The 17,467-nt window shown below is 66.0% G+C and carries 12 protein-coding genes; 4 read left to right on the plus strand and 8 right to left on the minus strand.

Annotated elements, in window-relative coordinates:
- The first annotated feature begins 127 nt into the window (after nucleotides 1-127).
- Together QMZ25_RS12265 and QMZ25_RS12270 are read left to right on the plus strand one after the other, a co-directional pair.
- Nucleotides 128-1,804, plus strand: coding sequence for a long-chain fatty acid--CoA ligase (locus QMZ25_RS12265; protein ID WP_065175618.1), 1,677 nt, complete (start codon nucleotides 128-130; stop codon nucleotides 1,802-1,804).
- Nucleotides 1,805-2,009: 205 nt separating this feature from the next.
- Entirely contained in the window at nucleotides 2,010-2,879 is an 870-nt protein-coding gene (locus tag QMZ25_RS12270) for a crotonase/enoyl-CoA hydratase family protein (RefSeq protein WP_053520223.1), read from the plus strand.
- Between the two features lie 12 nt (nucleotides 2,880-2,891).
- Here QMZ25_RS12270 and QMZ25_RS12275 read toward each other — a convergent pair whose 3' ends face one another.
- From QMZ25_RS12275 to prfB, 7 genes are all read right to left on the minus strand, one after another.
- The gene (locus tag QMZ25_RS12275) at nucleotides 2,892-5,606 is read right to left on the minus strand and encodes a response regulator (protein WP_283219701.1); all 2,715 of its coding nucleotides are present in this window, start codon (nucleotides 5,604-5,606) and stop codon (nucleotides 2,892-2,894) included.
- 1 nt (nucleotide 5,607) lies between these two features.
- Nucleotides 5,608-6,747, minus strand: coding sequence for a two-component system response regulator (locus QMZ25_RS12280; RefSeq protein ID WP_053520222.1), 1,140 nt, complete (start codon nucleotides 6,745-6,747; stop codon nucleotides 5,608-5,610).
- A 206-nt stretch (nucleotides 6,748-6,953) separates the two neighbouring features.
- Nucleotides 6,954-8,465 (minus strand): lysine--tRNA ligase, encoded by a 1,512-nt coding sequence (gene lysS / locus QMZ25_RS12285; protein WP_283219702.1) that lies wholly within the window; start codon nucleotides 8,463-8,465, stop codon nucleotides 6,954-6,956.
- A 169-nt stretch (nucleotides 8,466-8,634) separates the two neighbouring features.
- A complete protein-coding gene (locus QMZ25_RS12290; protein WP_283219703.1) occupies nucleotides 8,635-10,275 on the minus strand; it encodes an acetolactate synthase large subunit in 1,641 nt (546 codons plus the stop codon).
- A gap of 64 nt (nucleotides 10,276-10,339) precedes the next feature.
- Complete coding sequence (locus QMZ25_RS12295) at nucleotides 10,340-11,725, minus strand: NAD-dependent succinate-semialdehyde dehydrogenase (protein ID WP_283219704.1); 1,386 nt, start codon at nucleotides 11,723-11,725, stop codon at nucleotides 10,340-10,342.
- A gap of 569 nt (nucleotides 11,726-12,294) precedes the next feature.
- Complete coding sequence (locus tag QMZ25_RS12300) at nucleotides 12,295-13,077, minus strand: helix-turn-helix transcriptional regulator (RefSeq protein WP_053519318.1); 783 nt, start codon at nucleotides 13,075-13,077, stop codon at nucleotides 12,295-12,297.
- A gap of 45 nt (nucleotides 13,078-13,122) precedes the next feature.
- Nucleotides 13,123-14,248, minus strand: a protein-coding gene (prfB, locus tag QMZ25_RS12305) for a peptide chain release factor 2 (protein ID WP_111186457.1) whose coding sequence is annotated in 2 segments (ribosomal slippage) — nucleotides 13,123-14,172 and nucleotides 14,174-14,248 — 1,125 coding nt in all. Because the reading frame shifts where the segments join, the coding sequence is not laid out codon by codon here.
- A gap of 183 nt (nucleotides 14,249-14,431) precedes the next feature.
- Between prfB and QMZ25_RS12310 the strand changes: the two genes are divergently transcribed.
- The gene (locus QMZ25_RS12310; RefSeq protein ID WP_053519322.1) at nucleotides 14,432-15,172 is read left to right on the plus strand and encodes a M48 family metallopeptidase; all 741 of its coding nucleotides are present in this window, start codon (nucleotides 14,432-14,434) and stop codon (nucleotides 15,170-15,172) included.
- A 38-nt stretch (nucleotides 15,173-15,210) separates the two neighbouring features.
- Here the strand turns inward: QMZ25_RS12310 and QMZ25_RS12315 are convergent, their stop codons facing one another.
- Nucleotides 15,211-16,071: a LytTR family DNA-binding domain-containing protein gene (locus tag QMZ25_RS12315; protein ID WP_065182669.1), complete on the minus strand. Its 861-nt coding sequence runs from the start codon at nucleotides 16,069-16,071 to the stop codon at nucleotides 15,211-15,213.
- Nucleotides 16,072-16,246: 175 nt separating this feature from the next.
- On the opposite strand from QMZ25_RS12315, the gene QMZ25_RS12320 reads away from it, so the two are divergent.
- Nucleotides 16,247-17,455 carry an acyltransferase family protein gene (locus QMZ25_RS12320; RefSeq protein WP_283219705.1) on the plus strand — a complete coding sequence of 403 codons (1,209 nt, stop codon included), beginning with the start codon at nucleotides 16,247-16,249 and terminating at the stop codon, nucleotides 17,453-17,455.
- Nucleotides 17,456-17,467 lie beyond the last annotated feature (12 nt).

Raw genomic sequence — 17,467 nt, forward strand, 5'->3', positions numbered from 1 at the left:
GCGATCGCACAGGCCGTCGCGCGATGCCCTCTTCGCGTTTCCCCTACGGCGGGGTATGCTGCAATGACCGGCCGCTGTCAGTACGCTCAGGGTCGGACCCAACAATCACGATTCCTGGAGGGGGAATATGAGTCTGGATCGTCCCTGGCTGCAGAGCTATCCGAAAGGCGTTCCCGCCGAGATCGACGTCAACGAATTCCATTCGGTAGCCTCCGTCTTCGACGCCTCCGTCGCCAAGTACCGCGACCGCCCCGCCTACTCCAGTTTCGGCAAGGTCCTCACCTATGGCGAGACCGATGCGCTGGTTGACCAGTTCGCGGCCTACCTGCTGGGTGAGCTCAAGCTCAAGAAGGGCGACCGCGTCGCCCTGATGATGCCCAACTGCCTGCAGTACCCGGTCGCCACCTTCGGCGTGCTGCGTGCCGGCCTGACCGTGGTCAACGTCAACCCGCTGTATACCGCACGCGAACTCAAGCACCAGCTGGTCGACGCCGGCGCCTCGGTGCTGGTGGTGGTCGACAACTTCGGCGATACCGTCCAGCAGGTCATCGCCGACACGCCGGTCAGGCAGGTGGTCACCACCGGCCTGGGCGATCTGCTCGGCGCGAAGGGCGCGATCGTCAACTTCGTGCTGAAGTACGTCAAGAAGATGGTGCCCAACTATCACGTGAAGGGTGCCATCCGCTTCAAGCAGGCACTCAAGCTCGGCAGCCGCCACACCCTGCCCGAGGTCGAGATCGACCACGACGACGTGGCGTTCCTGCAGTACACCGGCGGCACCACCGGCGTGGCCAAGGGCGCGATGCTGACCAACCGCAACCTGATCGCCAACATGCAGCAGGCCTCGGCATGGCTGTCGACCTCCGGCATCGAGCCGGGCAAGGAAGTGATCATCACCGCGCTGCCGCTGTACCACATCTTCGCGTTGACCGCGAACGGTCTGGTCTTCATGAAGTTCGGCGGCTGCAATCATCTGATCACCAATCCGCGCGACATGAAGGGCTTCGTCAAGGAGCTCAAGGGCACGCGCTTCACCGCCATCACCGGCGTCAACACGCTGTTCAACGGTCTGCTCAATACGCCCGGTTTCGATGAGATCGATTTCTCGTCGGTGAAGTTCACCCTGGGCGGCGGCATGGCGGTGCAGCGCGCTGTGGCCGAGCGCTGGAAGAAGGTTACCGGGGTGACGTTGGTCGAGGCCTACGGCCTGACCGAAACCTCGCCGGCCGCCTGCATCAACCCGCTTACCCTGCCGGAGTACAACGGCTCCATCGGCCTGCCGATCCCGTCCACCGATGCGTGCATCAAGGACGACAACGGCAACATCCTGCCGCTGGGTGAAGTGGGCGAGCTGTGCATCAAGGGCCCGCAGGTGATGAAGGGCTACTGGCAGCGCCCCGAAGAGACCGCCCAGGCGATCGACAGCGACGGCTGGCTGCATACCGGCGACATGGCGAAGATGGATGAACGGGGTTTCTTCTACATCGTCGACCGCAAGAAGGACATGATCCTGGTGTCCGGCTTCAATGTGTATCCGAACGAAGTCGAAGACGTCATCGCGATGATGCCGGGCGTGCTGGAAGTGGCCGCGGTCGGCGTGCCGGACGAGAAGTCCGGCGAAGTGGTCAAGGTGGTCATCGTGAAGAAGGATCCGAACCTGACCGCCGAAATGGTCAAGGAGCATGCCCGGGCAAATCTGACCGGTTACAAGCACCCGCGCATCGTGGAGTTCCGCAAGGAACTGCCGAAGACCAATGTCGGCAAGATCCTCCGTCGCGAGCTGCGCGATACGCCCGCGCAGTAAGGGTTTCCACGGTTCGACGCAGATCAGGGCCCCGCCGGCGACGGCGGGGCCCTTTTCGTTGGCGGCCAGCGCGGGCGGCGGCCGCTTGCAGGCGGTTCACGAGCGGTGCATAGAATCACTCGCCACCGCACGTTCCGCCCACTCCCTCACATTCCATCTCTCCGTCCGCTCTGCGGTTGGCCGGACGGTCACTCGGAGAACACCCATGTCTGCAGTACGCCCCATCATCACCCGTCCGTCGCAGCACCCGACCCTGCGCATCACCGAGGAAACCGAACGGGATGTCTACTGGATCCACATGCATGCCAACCTGGTCAACCAGCCGGGCCGCCCGTGCTTTGCCTCACGCCTGGTAGACGACATCGTCGACTATCAGCGTGAACTGGGAGACCGTCTCAGTGCCGCCCACGTTCTCTCGCCTCACGTGGTCCTGGCCTCCGATAGTGACGTATTCAACCTGGGCGGTGACCTCGAACTGTTCTGCCGGCTGATCCGCGAGGGCGACCGTGCCCGCCTGCTCGACTATGCGCAGCGCTGCGTGCGCGGCGTGCATGCGTTCCACGCCGGGCTGGGCGCACGCGCCCACAGCATCGCGCTGGTCCAGGGCAATGCACTGGGCGGCGGCTTCGAGGCCGCGCTTAGCTGCCATACCATCGTCGCCGAAGAAGGCGTGCTGATGGGACTGCCGGAGGTGCTGTTCGACCTGTTCCCGGGCATGGGCGCCTACTCCTTCCTGTGCCAGCGGGTCAGCCCGCGGCTGGCCGAGAAGATCATGCTGGAGGGCAACCTCTTCACCGCCCGGCAGTTGAAGGACATGGGCCTGGTGGATGTCGTCGTGCCGGTGGGCGAAGGCGTTGCGGCGGTCGAACAGGTGATCCGGGACAGCCGGCGCATTCCGCACGCCTGGGCGGCCATGCGCGAAGTGAACGAGATCGCCACCATGGTGCCGCTGCACGAAATGATGCGCATCACCGAGATCTGGGTCGACACCGCCATGCAGTTGGGCGAGAAGTCGCTGCGGACCATGGACCGGCTGGTCCGCGCCCAGGCCCGCCGCAATGGCGAGGCGGGCTGACAGACCTCGCGGTCAGGAGGGCGTGCGTTCCCCGTTGTCGCGTTGCTGGATGCCTGCGACGCGGGACGCCAGCGCTTTCCTGCCGATGCGCAGTGCACCTACCAGGCTGGACAGGCGCATTGTCCACTCGGCCTTCAATTGCCAGTCGGCCATGCGCATCATCTCGCCACTGGCGGCAGCAACCTGGACCAGGCCCAGGTTGCTCGCCACGCCGCGCAGGGCGTGGGCGTGTTCGCGGAAGTCCTCCCAGTCCAGCCGCTCGCCACAGGCCTGCATCTGCGCCATGCTCGCGTCCACATCGACCAGGCACTGGTCGATGAACTTGCGTTCGAAGCCATCGCCCATGCCCAGTGACGCCAGCTCGTCCAGCACGGCGGTGTCGAGTACGCCGTCACCGACCTCCATGGCCGGTACCGACTGGATGCCCGGCTCGGTACGCGTGTTGGCGGCCACATCGGCCAACACCTCCAGCAGACGCGTCGCGACGACCGGCTTGGCCAGGAATGCACGTGCACCTGCCTGCTCACAGCGCAGGATGGATTCCGGGGTGACATCGGCGCTGAGCACCATCACCGGCACATACGGCAGGCCACTGGCCTGCATCACCCGCAGCTGCTTGAGCAGGTCCAGGCCGCTCATGCCGGGCATGTGCAGATCAACGATGGCTGCGTCGTAATTGGCCTGCTCGAGAGCGTCGAGCACCTCGACCCCACCATTGACGCATGTGACCTTGTGGCCGGCCTTCTCGAGCAACCGCTGCAGCACCATGCGGTTGGCGGCATGGTCATCGGCAACCAGCACCCGCAGGCTGCGTACACGGGCCCGATGGCGCAGGAATGGATTGGAGAACGCAATGACGTTTCCGCCCTCCGGCAGCTCGCCCTGCACGTCCGGCGTCGGCGCCACGTCCAGCGCGATTTCCACCCAGAACACGCTGCCGCGCGGCGTGTTCGGCAGGTAACCGACCTGCCCGCCCATCGATTCGACCAGCCCCTTGGCGATCGCCGTACCCAGTCCGGTGCCTTCATGGCGGCGGGCCAGGCCGACGTCGGCCTGCTCGAAGGCGTTGAACAGGCGGCTGCGCAGGGCCACGGGTACGCCGATGCCGCTGTCGAGGATCTCGAAACGCAGCCGGGCACGCTCGCTGCCACGCTCGTCATGGCTGCTGACACGCAGATGGACGAAGCCACTGTCGGTGAACTTCACCGCGTTGCCCATCAGATTCAGCAGAATCTGCTGCAGATGGCCGGCGTCGCCGAACAACCGTGGCGGAACGTTGTCGTCCACGTCGACGCGATACTCCAATGACTTGGAACGCGTCTGCGGGGTGAGGATCAGGTTGATCGCCTGCAGCACGTCGGCCAGCGCGAACTCATGCCATTCCACCCGGACCTTGCCGGCCTCGATCGCCGAGATGTCCAGCACCTCCTCCACCAGCGCCAGCAGGCTGCGGGTGGACGCCTGGATGGTGCTGAGGCACTCGCGCTGCTCCTCATCCAGCCGCGTGGTGGCCAGCACTTCGGTCATGCCGGCCAGGCCGTTGAGCGGCGTACGGAATTCGTGGCTCATGTTCGCCAGGAAACGGCTCTTGGCTTCGTTGGCCTGGCGCGCTTCGGCCACCGCACGGGTCAAGGCATGCAGCAGCGAATCGAAGTACAGCGGAATCGCGCCCAGGCCCAGCAGCAGGCCCCAGCCGAGGTAGTCGTGGCTGCGCCAGTAGGGCGACAGCATCACGGTACACAGGAAAGCCAGGCACCCCATTGCGGTTGCCACCCGCAGGTAGGTGCTGCCGTAGCGCATGCCGTTGCCGATCGTGACCCACAGCATCACCGCGTACAGCGGAGCTGCCGGCTCACCCTGGATGGTCATGATCCAGGCCATGCAGGTGTAGTCGGTCAGCATGCCGATCACGCGGCGGACGTGTGACACCCCGGGATCGACCAGGATCGCCACCAGCAGGCCCGCCGAGATGGCCAGCTCGAAGGCGAGGATCAGCCACGTCGTGGTCAGCGTCTCGCCACCCGCGCTCAGGTAGCGCCAGCCGAGATAGCTGATGAACAGCGCGGTGATCACGATGCGGATCAGGTTCTGCGCGTGCTCGCTGTCCTCGCGTCCGGACAGCCGTTGCTTCACCCGGGCCAGCAGCGACCGGGCCGGGGAGGATTCAACGGCAGGAGTGTCCATGGGGGGATGTCGCATCCGTCGTCGCAACAGGGAGGAGCAGCACAGCGGAACCGCCACCAGGCCCAGCCACAGGGGCACGGCCAGGCTGGGGTTGTCACGCCAGTAGGGTGTCAACAGCACGGTGGTACCGAAGCTGACCAGGGCCATGGCGATCGCCACGCCCAGGTAGCGGTTGCCGAAGCGCAGGCCATTGCCCACCGTGACCCACATCACCACCGCATAGACCCAGGCCAGAGGCTCGCCCATCTGCACCATGCCGACCGTCATCAACCCATAGTCGGCGACCATGCCGACCACCCTGCGCGCATCGGAGCGCCCCGGCTTCCACAGCAACCAGGCGAACAGCAGCAGGGATATCGACAGCCCGGTCAGCACGGTCACGAGCACGCCCTGGTACTGCTCCAGGCGATGCATCCGGGCCCCGGACAGCAGTACGTAAACCAGGATCAGCGAGATCAGCGCGATCCGCACTATCACCTGCCCGTGCTCGGAGTCGGGCCGCTGCGACAGCCGGCGCTTCAGCCGTGCGAACAGGTCCTGCATCTCATCCACCCGGTCGCGTGGAGGCCGTCGAGTGCTGCGCGCAGATGTCCAGCAGTTGCTGGCGGCCCCGCAGCAGCGCATCCACGCAGCGGGGGTCGAACAGGCGGCCACGCTGGGCATACAGATAGGCCAGCGTTGCTTCCATCGTCCAGGCTTCCTTGTATGGACGCGGGGAAATCAGGGCGTCGAAGACATCGGCGACGGCAACGATGCGCGCTTCCAGTGGAATCGCTTCGCCTACCAGCCCATCGGGGTAACCACTGCCGTCGTAGCGTTCATGGTGGCGCAGCGCGATCAGCGCACCGACCTGGATGAAGCGGTTCTGGCTGCCGCTGAGCAGTTCATGGCCGATGCGCGGGTGACGGCGCATGATCGCCAGCTCCTCTTCATTGAGCTTGCCCTGCTTGAGCAGCACCGCATCCGGTATGGCGATCTTTCCCATGTCGTGCAGGGGCGCCGCCATCTCGATCAGCCGCACCTCGTCTTCCGGCAGGCCCAGCTGCTCGGCGATAAGCCCGGCCACGCGGGCCATCCGCTCCAGGTAGGCACTGGTGCCGGCGTCACGAAACTCGATCGCACGAGCCAATCGCGACAAGGTCTCGCGCTCCCGCTCCTCGACCTCGTGCATGCTGGCGAGCAGGCGCTGTTCCAGTGACAGCGCGCGCTGTTTCACGTTCTCGGTCTGCTGGCGCAGCTGCAGCAGGTTGTAGCAGCGCGCCCGCAGTTCGCGCGGGCGGATCGGCTTGACCAGGAAGTCGATCACACCTGCCTCCAGCGCGGCCTGCCGGATCGGCTCGTCGCCCACCACGGTGATCAGGATCACGGGAATGTCGCGATGCTTGGGCAGGCGCCGGAAGCGGCGGGCGAATTCCAGCCCATCCATTTCCGGCATGCGGTAGTCGAGCAGCAGCAGGTCGACCGGATGCGATTCGCACCAGGCCAGCGCGGTCAGGGGATCGCCGAAGTCATGCACGCTCAGTTCCGGCGCGATGTCCTCGATGACGTGCCGCAGCATCGTCCGCGCGGAGGTCTGGTCATCGACGATGACGATGTTCAACGTGTACTCCGCCTGGTTTCTCGACCACGCTTGGTCATCAGCAGGCGTGGAAACGCTGCCGCTGCGCACGCTGGCACCCTGCATCGGACTGACTCCCGTGTCATGCGTCCCGGTTCATGATCGTGGTCACATTGTGAAGCGGGCTCTCCACATTGCGCTCTTCCCCGTCACCGATCAAGCCATAGCCGGCGTCAAGGTAGTGCAATTACGATACGCCGAGTGCCAGAGACGTCAATTGCGCCGTCCCGTTTCGGGACGGCGCGCACAAACGGGAGTCACAAAACCCCGGCTCAGTGCTCCGGACGCATGTACGGGAACAGCAGCACGTCGCGGATGGAGCTGCTGCCGGTCAGCAGCATCACCAGGCGGTCGACGCCGATGCCGAGGCCGCCGGTCGGCGCCATGCCGTACTCCAGCGCGCGGATGTAGTCGGCGTCGTAGTGCATGGCCTCGTCATCGCCCCCCTCCTTGGCGGCCACCTGGGCCTGGAAACGCTGGGCCTGATCCTCCGGGTCGTTCAGCTCGGAGAAGCCGTTGGCCAGCTCCTTGCCGTTCACGAACAGCTCGAAGCGATCGGTGTAGCCGGGGTCGTTGTCGTTGGCACGCGCCAGCGGCGAGACCTCCACCGGATGGTCGGTGATGAAGGTGGGCTGGATCAGGGTGTGCTCGACGGTGGCTTCGAAGATCTCCAGCAGCAGCTTGCCCCAGCCGTAGGACGGCTTGACCTTGATCTTCAGGCGCTCGCAGTGCCGCAGCAGCGCTTCGCGGTCGGTGCAGTCGGCAGCGGAGATCTCCGGATTGTGGTGCCGCACGGCCTCGTCCATCCGCCAGCGGCGGAACGCCGGGCCGAGATCGATCTTCGCGCCGTCCCACTCCACTTCGGTAGTGCCGTTCACCGTCCTGGCCACGTCCCGGATCACGCCTTCGGTCAGGTCCATGATCTCGTTGTACGTGGCGTAGGCCTCGTACAGCTCCATCATGGTGAACTCCGGGTTGTGCCGGGTGCTGACGCCTTCATTGCGGAAATTGCGGTTGATTTCGTACACCCGCTCCAGGCCACCGACGGTCAGGCGCTTCAGGTACAACTCCGGCGCCACGCGCAGGTACAGGTCCAGGTCCAGCGCGTTGTGATGGGTGGTGAACGGCTTGGCCGCCGCACCGCCGGGGATGTAATGCATCATCGGCGTCTCGACTTCGAGGAAGTCGCGGTTGTCCAGCCACGCGCGCATGGTACGGATGATCTTCGAGCGCTTGATGAACACCGCGCGCGACTCCGGGGTCACGATCAGATCGACGTAACGCTGGCGGTAGCGCTGCTCGACGTCGGCCAGGCCATGCCACTTGTCCGGAAGCGGACGCAGCGACTTGGTCAGCAGTCGGATCGTTGCGGCCTTGACCGACAGTTCACCGGTGCGGGTACGGGTCAGGCCGCCCTCGACGGCGATGATGTCACCCACGTCCCAGCCCTTGAAAGCAGCGTAGTCATCGCCCAGGGCCGCGCCCTGCAGGAACAGCTGGATGCGGCCGGACTCGTCCTGGATCTGGGCGAAGCTGGCCTTGCCCATGATGCGCTTGGCCATCAGGCGTCCGGCCATGCGCACCTGGCGGCCATTGGCTTCCAGGGCCTCGGCGGTCCAGGTTTCGGCGTCGCTGTACTCGTCCTGCAGCTGGCCGGCGAAGTCCTCGCGACGGAAGTCGTTCGGGTACGCGATCCCCTGCCCGCGCAGCGCTTTGAGTTTCTCGCGGCGCTCGGCGATCAACTTGTTTTCGTCGACGGAAGGGGTTTCGGTAGCTTCGCTCATGGATCTGCGGGAATCGTGTAGTTGGGGGAGTCTTGCGCCCGGCACGGCCGGCTGCACAGCATAGCAAAACCACCCTGCCCCGGCCCTGGCCGGCGCCCACGGCCCGGTAGCGCCGGGCCATGCCCGGCGGTCAGTCGGCAGGAATCCCCGGGCGTGGCCCGGCGCTACCTCAGGCATTCCCCGGGAACGCCCGGCGCAGCTCATCCACCAGCACCCGCTCGTTCTCCGAATAGTCGATCGGCACCGACACCAGGTGCACTCCGCCTTCGTTGAACGCCGCCTCCAGCGTCGGGATGAACTGCTCGATGGCCGTCACTTCGTGGCCCTTGCAACCATAGGCCTCGGCGTACCTGACGAAGTCCGGGTTGCCGAAGGTCATCCCATAGTCGGTGAAGCCATCCACCGCCTGCTTCCAGCGGATCATGCCGTAGGCACCATCGTTGAGGATCAGCACCACCAGGTTCAGCCCCAGCCGCCGCGCGGTTTCCAGCTCCTGGCTGTTCATCATGAAGCCGCCGTCGCCACACACCGCCAGCACCCGGCGCTGCGGGTACAGGATCGAGGCCATGATCGCCGAAGGCAGGCCCGCACCCATCGTGGCAAGCGCATTGTCCAGAAGCAGCGTATTGGCTACCTGGGTGCGGTAATTGCGCGCGAACCATATCTTGTACATGCCATTGTCCAGCGCCACGATGCCGTCGGGCGGCATCACCCGGCGCACGTCGTGGACCAGCCGCTGCGGGGTGAACCGGGCCTCTTCGGCACGGTCGGCGAGATGGTCGAGGATGGTGGCCCGCAGCGGCAGCAGCGCATCGGCATGGGCCACCTGGCCTTCGATGCGGTCGGCCAGCTGGGTCAGCGAACGGCCGATATCGCCGATCACCTCCACCTGCGGGAAGTAGACCTGCTCGACCGCCGCCTGCGAATAGCCGATGTGGATGACGGTCGGTCCGCCGGGCCGCATCACGAAAGGCGGCTTCTCGGTCACTTCATGGCCGATGGTGACGATCACGTCGGCCTGGTCGATGGCCATGTGCACATAGTCGCGTTCGGTCAGCGCGGCGGTCCCCATGTACAGGCCTGATCCGCCCGCCACCGCACCCTTGCCCATCTGCGTGGTGAAGAAGGGAATGCCGGCACGCAGCACGAAGGCTGACAGCGCGTCGCTGGACTGCGGCCGTGACGCCGCGGAGGCGATCATCAGCAGCGGACGCTTCGCATTGCGGATGATCTGCGCGGCGCGATCGAGCGCCTCGGGACTGGCGATCGGTCGATCCACCGCATGCGTCGGGATCAATGCCACATCCTCGACTTCAGTGGCCGCGATGTCCTCCGGCAGTTCCAGCAGGACCGGGCCCGGACGTTCTTCCTGCGCGACACGGAATGCCTCGCGGACGATGGTCGGGATGGTGCGCGCCGATACGATCTGCCGCGCCTGCTTGGTCAGCGGCTTCATCGTGCTGACGATGTCGACGATCTGGAAGCGCGCCTGCTTGCTGGCGACGATGCCCTTCTGCCCGGTGATCATGATCACCGGCCATGCGCCCAGCAGCGCGTAGGCCGCACCGGTGGTGAAGTTGAGGGCACCCGGGCCGAGCGTGGCCAGGCACACGCCCGGCTTGCCGGTCAGGCGTCCGTAGGTGGCCGCCATGAACACCGCCGCCTGCTCATGGCGGGTGATGACCAGCTCGATGCTGGAATGGCGCAGCGACTCGACGACATCGAGGTTCTCTTCGCCGGGAATACCGAAAATACGTTCGACGCCCTCGTTCTCGAGCGCCGCGACAAGCAGATCTGAACCCTTGGACATGGGAATGCCGTCCCTCTTCACTGGACTGGTGGTGGATCGTTACAGGAAGGATGCAAGCCGTGCGTCAACGACGGTCGAACCACACGGTCTGCGCGTTCACGAACTCGCGGATGCCGAAATGCGACAGCTCGCGGCCGAAGCCACTCTTCTTCACGCCACCGATCGGCACGCGCGGGTCGGACGCGGAGAAGCCGTTGACGAACACGCCCCCGGTCTGCAGCCTGCGTGCCAGCCGCATCGCGCGCTCGCGATCGCCGCTCCACAGGTTGCCGCTGAGGCCGAATTCGCTCTGGTTGGCCAGCTCCACCGCATGATCGGCATCGCGTGCGCGGCTGATCGAAGCCACCGGGCCGAAGGTCTCGGTATCGAACGCCTGCATGCCCGGCTCGACACCGGCCAACACCGTTGGGGCATAGAAGCTGCCCGGACGATCCAGCTGATGACCGCCGACCAGCAGCTGCGCACCGGCCTCTACCGATGCACGCACCTGCGCATCGAGCTGCTCGAGCAGGTCCTGCCGGGCCATGGGACCGATGCGGTTGCCCGGTTCACGGCCATCACCGACGGTCAGCGCCTGCACCTTCGCGCAGAACTGCGCCACGAAACGGTCGTACACGCCGTCCTCGACGATGATGCGCTTGCCGGCGATGCAGACCTGTCCGGTGTTCTGGAAGCGCGAGGCGAGTGCCGCATCCACCGCCGCGTCGAGGTCGGCATCGTCCAGCACGATGAAGGGGTCCGAGCCCCCCAGTTCCAGCACGACCTTCTTCAATGCCTGCCCGGCCTGCGCGGCAATGCTGCGGCCTGCGCCGACGCTGCCGGTCAGGGTGACGGCTGCGATGCGGTCATCGGCGATGGCACGGCTGGTGCACTCACGGCTGATGTTGGCGGCGATGAAGGTGCCTTCCGGCAGGCCCGCGTCGCGCCAGGCGGCGTCGAGCAGATGGGCGGTACCGACGATGTTCTCGGCCGGCTTGAGCAGGAAACCATTGCCTCCCATCAGGATCGGCACCGCTGCGCGCATCACCTGCCAGTACGGGAAATTCCACGGCATGATGCCCAGCACCACGCCCAGTGGCAGGTAGGACACGTAGGCCTTGTCATCGGGAACCAGCGTCGGCTCGTCGCGCAGGTACTGTGCGCCGTTATCCGCATACCACTCGCAGAGCACCGCGCACTTCTCGATTTCGGCCAACGATTCGGCATGGACCTTGCCCATCTCGGCGGTGGCCAGCGCCGCAAGCGATTCGCGGTCGCGGCGCAGGACCGCGGCCATCGCACGCAGTACATCGGCGCGCTGCTCCAGCGACTGCGCGCTCCAGGCGGCAAAGCCGGCCTGGCCTCGATCGAGGATCACCTCCAGCTCGGCGTCGGTAACGAAGGGATGGCGGGCGATTTCCTGGCCGGTGGCCGGATCGAGGGAAATCGCAATGGCGGGGGCAGCGGACATGCAGGGCTCCTGTTGTCTCGGCAACGGGCCGATTGCCCGTCTCCTGTCGGAATGTGGACCCGAAGCTGCCGCGCAACAAGGCGTCTGCTTATCCTGTGACCTGCACTTACCTGCCTGAATGGGGTTGCTGGCAGGGCTGCGCCCTGCCCCCTAAGCCACAGCCCAGCAACAGCAGAAGCTGGATTCCTGCGGGATGGCGGGGTGGGGCCGATGGCGGGAGACGCCGTGAACCCCGCCATGGGGGCTTGGCAGCCGCATCCATGCCGCGGACACAGTTTCCCGCGATCTGTTGGAAGTACTCTCGGGGTCAGATCCGTTTTCCGCAGGAAAACGGATCTGACCCCGGAATTTCATTCGATATCTGACAGATGTGTCGACCAAGGTCGACACCCACCCACAGCCGCGGGAAATTGTCAGAGGCGGGGCGGCGTCGGAGTGCGGGGTGTCAGCCGCATGGATACGGCGTCCCCGCACTTCGACGCCACCCCGCCATCCCACGGAATGCACGCCGTTGCCGTTGCCGTGGCTTGAAGCCTCTGCGGGTGCAGGGCGCAGCCCTGCCGACCCACCTACTTTCGCGGCAGGTAGGTGACCAACGACAGGTCGTGCCGGCTCTCCGGCACCAGCGCCACGTACTGCAGGTCCAGCAACCCGCGCGTGGGGTGGTTCAGCTTCTTCGCCCCCTCGTCGAAGCGGCGCACATCATGCTCCGGCCACCACTGCCGGAACGTATCGCTGTGGGCAGCGATGTCCTCGGCCAGCGCCAGGAAAGGCGCCTTGTCCTGCGCCTGCGCCATCGCCGCGCGGAAGCCGGCCAGCAGGCCCCGGGCCATCTCCTCCCAGTTGAGGATCAACGTGCGATAGGGCGGATACAGGAACATCAGCCGCAGCGTGTTGCGCTCATGCGGCGCCAGCTGGCTGTAGTCGACGAACAGTTCGGCAATGGCCGGATTCCAGGCCAGGATGTCGAAACGGGTGTTGCGTACGTAGGCCGGGATCGGCTGCATCGCGTCCACCAGCTGGCGCAGGCCATCAGTCACGCTTTCATCTGGCGACTCCAGCGGAACGCCATAGCCGGACAGCGCGAACGCATATGCGCGCTCGTCATCGCTCATCCGCAACACCCGGGCCAGGCGCTCGAGCACTTCCGGCGACGCACGCACTTCACGTCCCTGCTCGATCCAGGTGTACCAGCTGACACTGACCCCCACCGCCAGCGCCACTTCCTCGCGCTTCAGGCCGGGGGTACGCCTGCGCCCGGCCGGCAGGCCCAGCGTGGCCGGGTCGACACGGGCGCGGCAGGCCTTGAGGAAACCGCCGAGCTCCCTGCGTTCACTCTCGCTGCGCATCATCGCCCTCCGTTGCGGAAGGCGATGATATCGGCGCAGGCGTGCGCATCAGGCATCGACGCGCTTGGACCCCACCGCCAGGCCGGCCTTCAGGCTGGCCTCGACGAACTCATCGAGGTCACCATCGAGCACCTTCTGCGTATCGGAACGCTCGATGCCCGTGCGCAGGTCCTTGATGCGGCTCTGATCGAGCACGTAATTGCGGATCTGGCTGCCCCAGCCGATGTCGGACTTGGTCGCTTCCACGGCATCCTTCTCCGCGTTGCGCTTCTGGATCTCGAGCTCGTAGAGCTTTGCGGCCAGCATCTTCATCGCGTTGTCGCGGTTCTGGTGCTGGCTGCGGCCGGTCTGGCACGCCACCACGATGTTGGTCGGAATGTGGGTGATACGCACCGCCGACTCGGTCTTGTTGACGTGCTGACCACCGGCGCCGGACGAACGGTAGACGTCGGTGCGCAGATCGGCCGGGTTGATGGTGATGTCGATGTTGTCGTCGATCTCCGGCGAAACGAACACCGAGGTGAAGCTGGTGTGGCGACGGTTGTCCGAGTCGAACGGCGACTTGCGCACCAGGCGGTGCACGCCGGTCTCGGTCTTCAGCCAGCCATAGGCATAGTCACCTTCCACGCGCAGGGTGGCCGACTTGATGCCCGCCACATCACCGCCGGAAACTTCCATCAGCTCGGTCTTCCAGCCACGCGATTCGCACCAGCGCAGGTACATGCGCAGCAGGATCTCGGCCCAGTCCTGGGCTTCGGTACCACCGGCACCGGCCTGGATGTCGACGAACGCAGCGGCATTGTCCATCTCGCCGGAGAACATGCGCTGGAACTCCAGCTTCTCGACGTGCGACTGGTGCTTGTCCAGATCGGCAACCACGGCCAGCGCGGTGTCCTCGTCCTGCTCGGACTCGGCCAGCTCCAGCAGCTCGGTCGCATCCTTCAGGCCATCGAGCACCGAGGCGATGCCGCCCACGGTCTTTTCCAGGCTGGATCGCTCGCGCCCCAGGTTCTGGGCGTACTCGGCGTTGTTCCAGACGTCGGGGTTTTCAAGCTCCCGCGTTACTTCTTCAAGACGCTCTTTCTTGGCGTCGTAGTCAAAGATACCCCCGAAGCGACAGCACGCGATCGGTCAGATCGGTGATGCGCTGGCGGACAGGATTCAGTTCGATCATGTCGGCGGTCGTGCGTTCAAAAAATGACTGCCAATGATAACGCAGGCGCCCGGCAGGCGGCGAGGCACCCCCAGCGGCCCGGCCGGCGGCTGGACACGGGCCGGGCTGAAGCCGGTAGACTTCCCGGCCGCCGCGGCAACAGGGGGACGCGCGGCCCATCCCAATCCAAGGAGCACCATTTCAATGAAGATCATGCGTTCCACCCTGTGCCTGGCCGCCTGCCTGCTGGCCGCCAATGCCTCGGCCATCGACCTGAAGGGCCTGACCAGCACCGGCCTGAAGGCCGGCAAGGCGCTGACCCTGTCCGACGCAGAGGTCTCGGCGGCCGCCGACCAGGCCTGCGCCTACATGGACAAGGAGAACCAGCTGGCACCCGCCAACGATCCCTATGCCCAGCGCCTGGCCAAGATCACCCAGGGGCTCGCCAACGAGGACGGCCTGAACCTGAACTTCAAGGTCTACCGGACCGCCGATGTCAACGCCTGGGCGATGGCCAACGGCTGCGTCCGCGTCTACACCGGCCTGATGGACATGGCCAGTGATGACGAGGTGCGTGGCGTGATCGGCCACGAAATCGGCCACGTGAAGCTGGGCCACAGCAAGACCAAGATGCGCACTGCGCTGCTCGCATCGGCCGGCCGCGAAGGCCTGGCAGCGTCGGGCAACGGCAACCTGACCCAGCTCAGCCAGGGCCAGCTCGGCGACCTCGCCGAGGGTTTCGTCAACGCCCAGTTCTCGCAGAAGGAAGAGAGCGCGGCGGACGAGTACGGCTACCAGTTCATGAAGCGCCACAACTATGATCCGGCAGCCCTGGCCAGCATGTTCCGCAAGCTGTCCAGCGAAGGCGGCCTGATGTCGTCGCACCCCGGCTCGGAAGCCCGCGCCGCGCGCATCGACGCGATGATCAAGAAGGACAGGAAGTAAGCACGAAGGGGGCGGGCGCTCCGCAGGTCCGCCCGCCCCTATCCTCCCGCCAGCGCCTGCCGCAGCAGCGGCAGCTGGCGCCTGCTGCAGGGAATCTTGGCCCCATCGGCCATGTGCAGCAGGGCCTCGCCGCCATCCAACGGCTCGATGGAGCGCAGCTGGCCGCGGTTGATCAGCCAGCTGCGATGCGGCCGCAGGAACACCAGCGGATCCAGCCGCAGTTCCAGCACCGCCATGGTGATCCGCAGCGGATAGTCATGGCCGCGGACCCTCAGATTCACGTAGTTGCCAGCGGCCTGGGCGTACTCGACGTCCTCGGTGGCGACCAGGAATTCCTTGCCCAGCTTGCGCACCAGGAAGTGCTGCGGGCGCTCGACCGGCTCGACCGGCGGACCGACATCCGGCGCGGCCAGCAGGGATGCCTCACCCTGGCGGCGGCGGCCGAACCAGCCGGCAAGGTGCTCCAGCGCCACGAACAACGCGAACGTGCGGACATCCTTCAGGTACTCGTAGGCAAAGCGCTGCAACCAGCCGTCATCGTCCTGGTAGTGATGGCCCAGTGCGGCGTACGCGAGGTGGCGGATCACCATCATCCCCACCACGTGCAACAGCGACCACCCCACGCTGGCCAGCAGGTACAGCGGCAGCAGGCGCCTCCAGGTGTCGGCATGCAACGGCCAGCGCTGGCACCCCCACCACAGCAGCGGCAGGGTCAGCAGCACCGCTCCGGCGCTGCTGAACTCCCACACCAGGGGCTCCCACAGGGCCAGGGCGGTGCCGTGGCGCCCGGAATCCATCACTTCCACCAGCGCGTTCGTCACTGCGGTCGCCGACAGGATCGCGGCCCACACCAGCAGGCGACTTGACGTTCGCCAGCGCGGCAGTCTGCCCTGAGCCATTGCTGCATCCATCTCGTCGCGGTCCCTCAGCGTGCATCAAGGGAGCGAGCGTAGCCTCCCCGTTGATCCCGGCACGCCCGCCATTGGTCACTACCGCGGCACCGGTGGCCCCCTGCCGCTTACGCCGCCACCTTTGCGGACGCAGTCTGGCGTCACCTTCCTGCCGGTTGCGGCCATGACCCGACGCCATGACATCGACACGCTCCGCGTGCTCGCCTTCGCCCTGCTCATCCTTTACCACGCGGCCATGGCCTATGTGGATGGCTGGGGCTTCCATCTCAAGAGCGCCTACACGGCCGAGTGGCTGCAGTGGCCGATGATCGCTCTGAACCGCTGGCGCATGCCACTGCTGTTCGTGATCTCGGGTATCGCTCTGGGTCTCTCATTGCCGCGGCACGGGCGGCACCGGTTCGCACTGAAACGCAGCGGACGCCTGCTGCTGCCCCTGTTGTTCGGCATCGTCGCGATCGTCTCGCTGCAGGCCTACTGCGAAGCGGTGGACAAGGGCGATGTGACGCCAGGACTCGGCGCCTTCCTGTGGCGTTACTGGCAGTTCCGGCCGTGGCCGGGCGCACATTTCGACGGCGCAGCCTACGGCTTCACCTGGAATCACCTGTGGTATCTGGCGTACCTGGTGCCCTACACCCTGCTGGCCATCGCGCTGGCCGGTCCGATGCAGGCCCTGTGGGCGCGGCTGCCGTCATGGCGGCCCGATGACCGCCTGATCGCGATCGTCGGCCTGCTGCTGCCGGTGCTCTGGCTGGCCTGGGCCCTGCTGGTGGTGATGCCTGCGTGGCCGCCCACCCATGCGCTGCTGAACGACCTCTACGTGCATGCCGAATCCCTGCCCCTGTTCCTGGCCGGTTTCTGGGCCGCACGCTGGCAACGCGGCTGGGACCTGCTCGTGCGCAGCCGGCGCCTGACGTTGGCGCTGGCCTTGATCGGGCTGCTGGTCGAACTCGGCATCCGCGCCCTGGGCCGGATGCCGGACCTTGGCCAGCTCGATCCATGGGTGCTGTCGCTGCCATGGGCGCAGACCGAGCGCGTCGGCCGGGCCCTGTACACCTGGTGCGCACTGCTGGCGATGTTCGGCTGGGCCCGCGTGCTGGTCGACCGGCCGTGGCGTGGCCTCGACTACTGCCGAGAGGCGGTCTTCAGCTGGTACATCCTGCACCAGACCGTGCTGATCGTCCTGCTCTACTGGCTGCGGCCCCTTCAGCTCGGCCCCTGGCTGGAACCGGCTCTGCTGGTTGCCGGCACCGTCGCCGGCTGCCTGCTGATCCACGAGCTGCTGATCCGTCGTGTCCGCTGGCTGCGTCCCCTGTTCGGCCTGCGCGTCCATCCGCCATCGCCTTCGGTGGCAGGCGCAGCGACGGCACCGTGACACCATCGCGTG

Source organism: Stenotrophomonas sp. RS-48 (genome assembly GCF_030053245.1).
GTDB lineage: Bacteria > Pseudomonadota > Gammaproteobacteria > Xanthomonadales > Xanthomonadaceae > Stenotrophomonas > Stenotrophomonas maltophilia_P.

Coding starts and splice junctions, on each gene's coding strand:
- QMZ25_RS12265 (WP_065175618.1), top strand. CDS start 128: ATGAGTCTGGATCGTCCCTGGCTGCAGAGCTATCCGAAAGGCGTTCCC.
- QMZ25_RS12270 (WP_053520223.1), top strand. CDS start 2,010: ATGTCTGCAGTACGCCCCATCATCACCCGTCCGTCGCAGCACCCGACC.
- QMZ25_RS12275 (WP_283219701.1), bottom strand. CDS start 5,606: ATGCAGGACCTGTTCGCACGGCTGAAGCGCCGGCTGTCGCAGCGGCCC.
- QMZ25_RS12280 (WP_053520222.1), bottom strand. CDS start 6,747: ATGCAGGGTGCCAGCGTGCGCAGCGGCAGCGTTTCCACGCCTGCTGAT.
- lysS (WP_283219702.1), bottom strand. CDS start 8,465: ATGAGCGAAGCTACCGAAACCCCTTCCGTCGACGAAAACAAGTTGATC.
- QMZ25_RS12290 (WP_283219703.1), bottom strand. CDS start 10,275: ATGTCCAAGGGTTCAGATCTGCTTGTCGCGGCGCTCGAGAACGAGGGC.
- QMZ25_RS12295 (WP_283219704.1), bottom strand. CDS start 11,725: ATGTCCGCTGCCCCCGCCATTGCGATTTCCCTCGATCCGGCCACCGGC.
- QMZ25_RS12300 (WP_053519318.1), bottom strand. CDS start 13,077: ATGATGCGCAGCGAGAGTGAACGCAGGGAGCTCGGCGGTTTCCTCAAG.
- QMZ25_RS12310 (WP_053519322.1), top strand. CDS start 14,432: ATGAAGATCATGCGTTCCACCCTGTGCCTGGCCGCCTGCCTGCTGGCC.
- QMZ25_RS12315 (WP_065182669.1), bottom strand. CDS start 16,071: ATGGCTCAGGGCAGACTGCCGCGCTGGCGAACGTCAAGTCGCCTGCTG.
- QMZ25_RS12320 (WP_283219705.1), top strand. CDS start 16,247: ATGACCCGACGCCATGACATCGACACGCTCCGCGTGCTCGCCTTCGCC.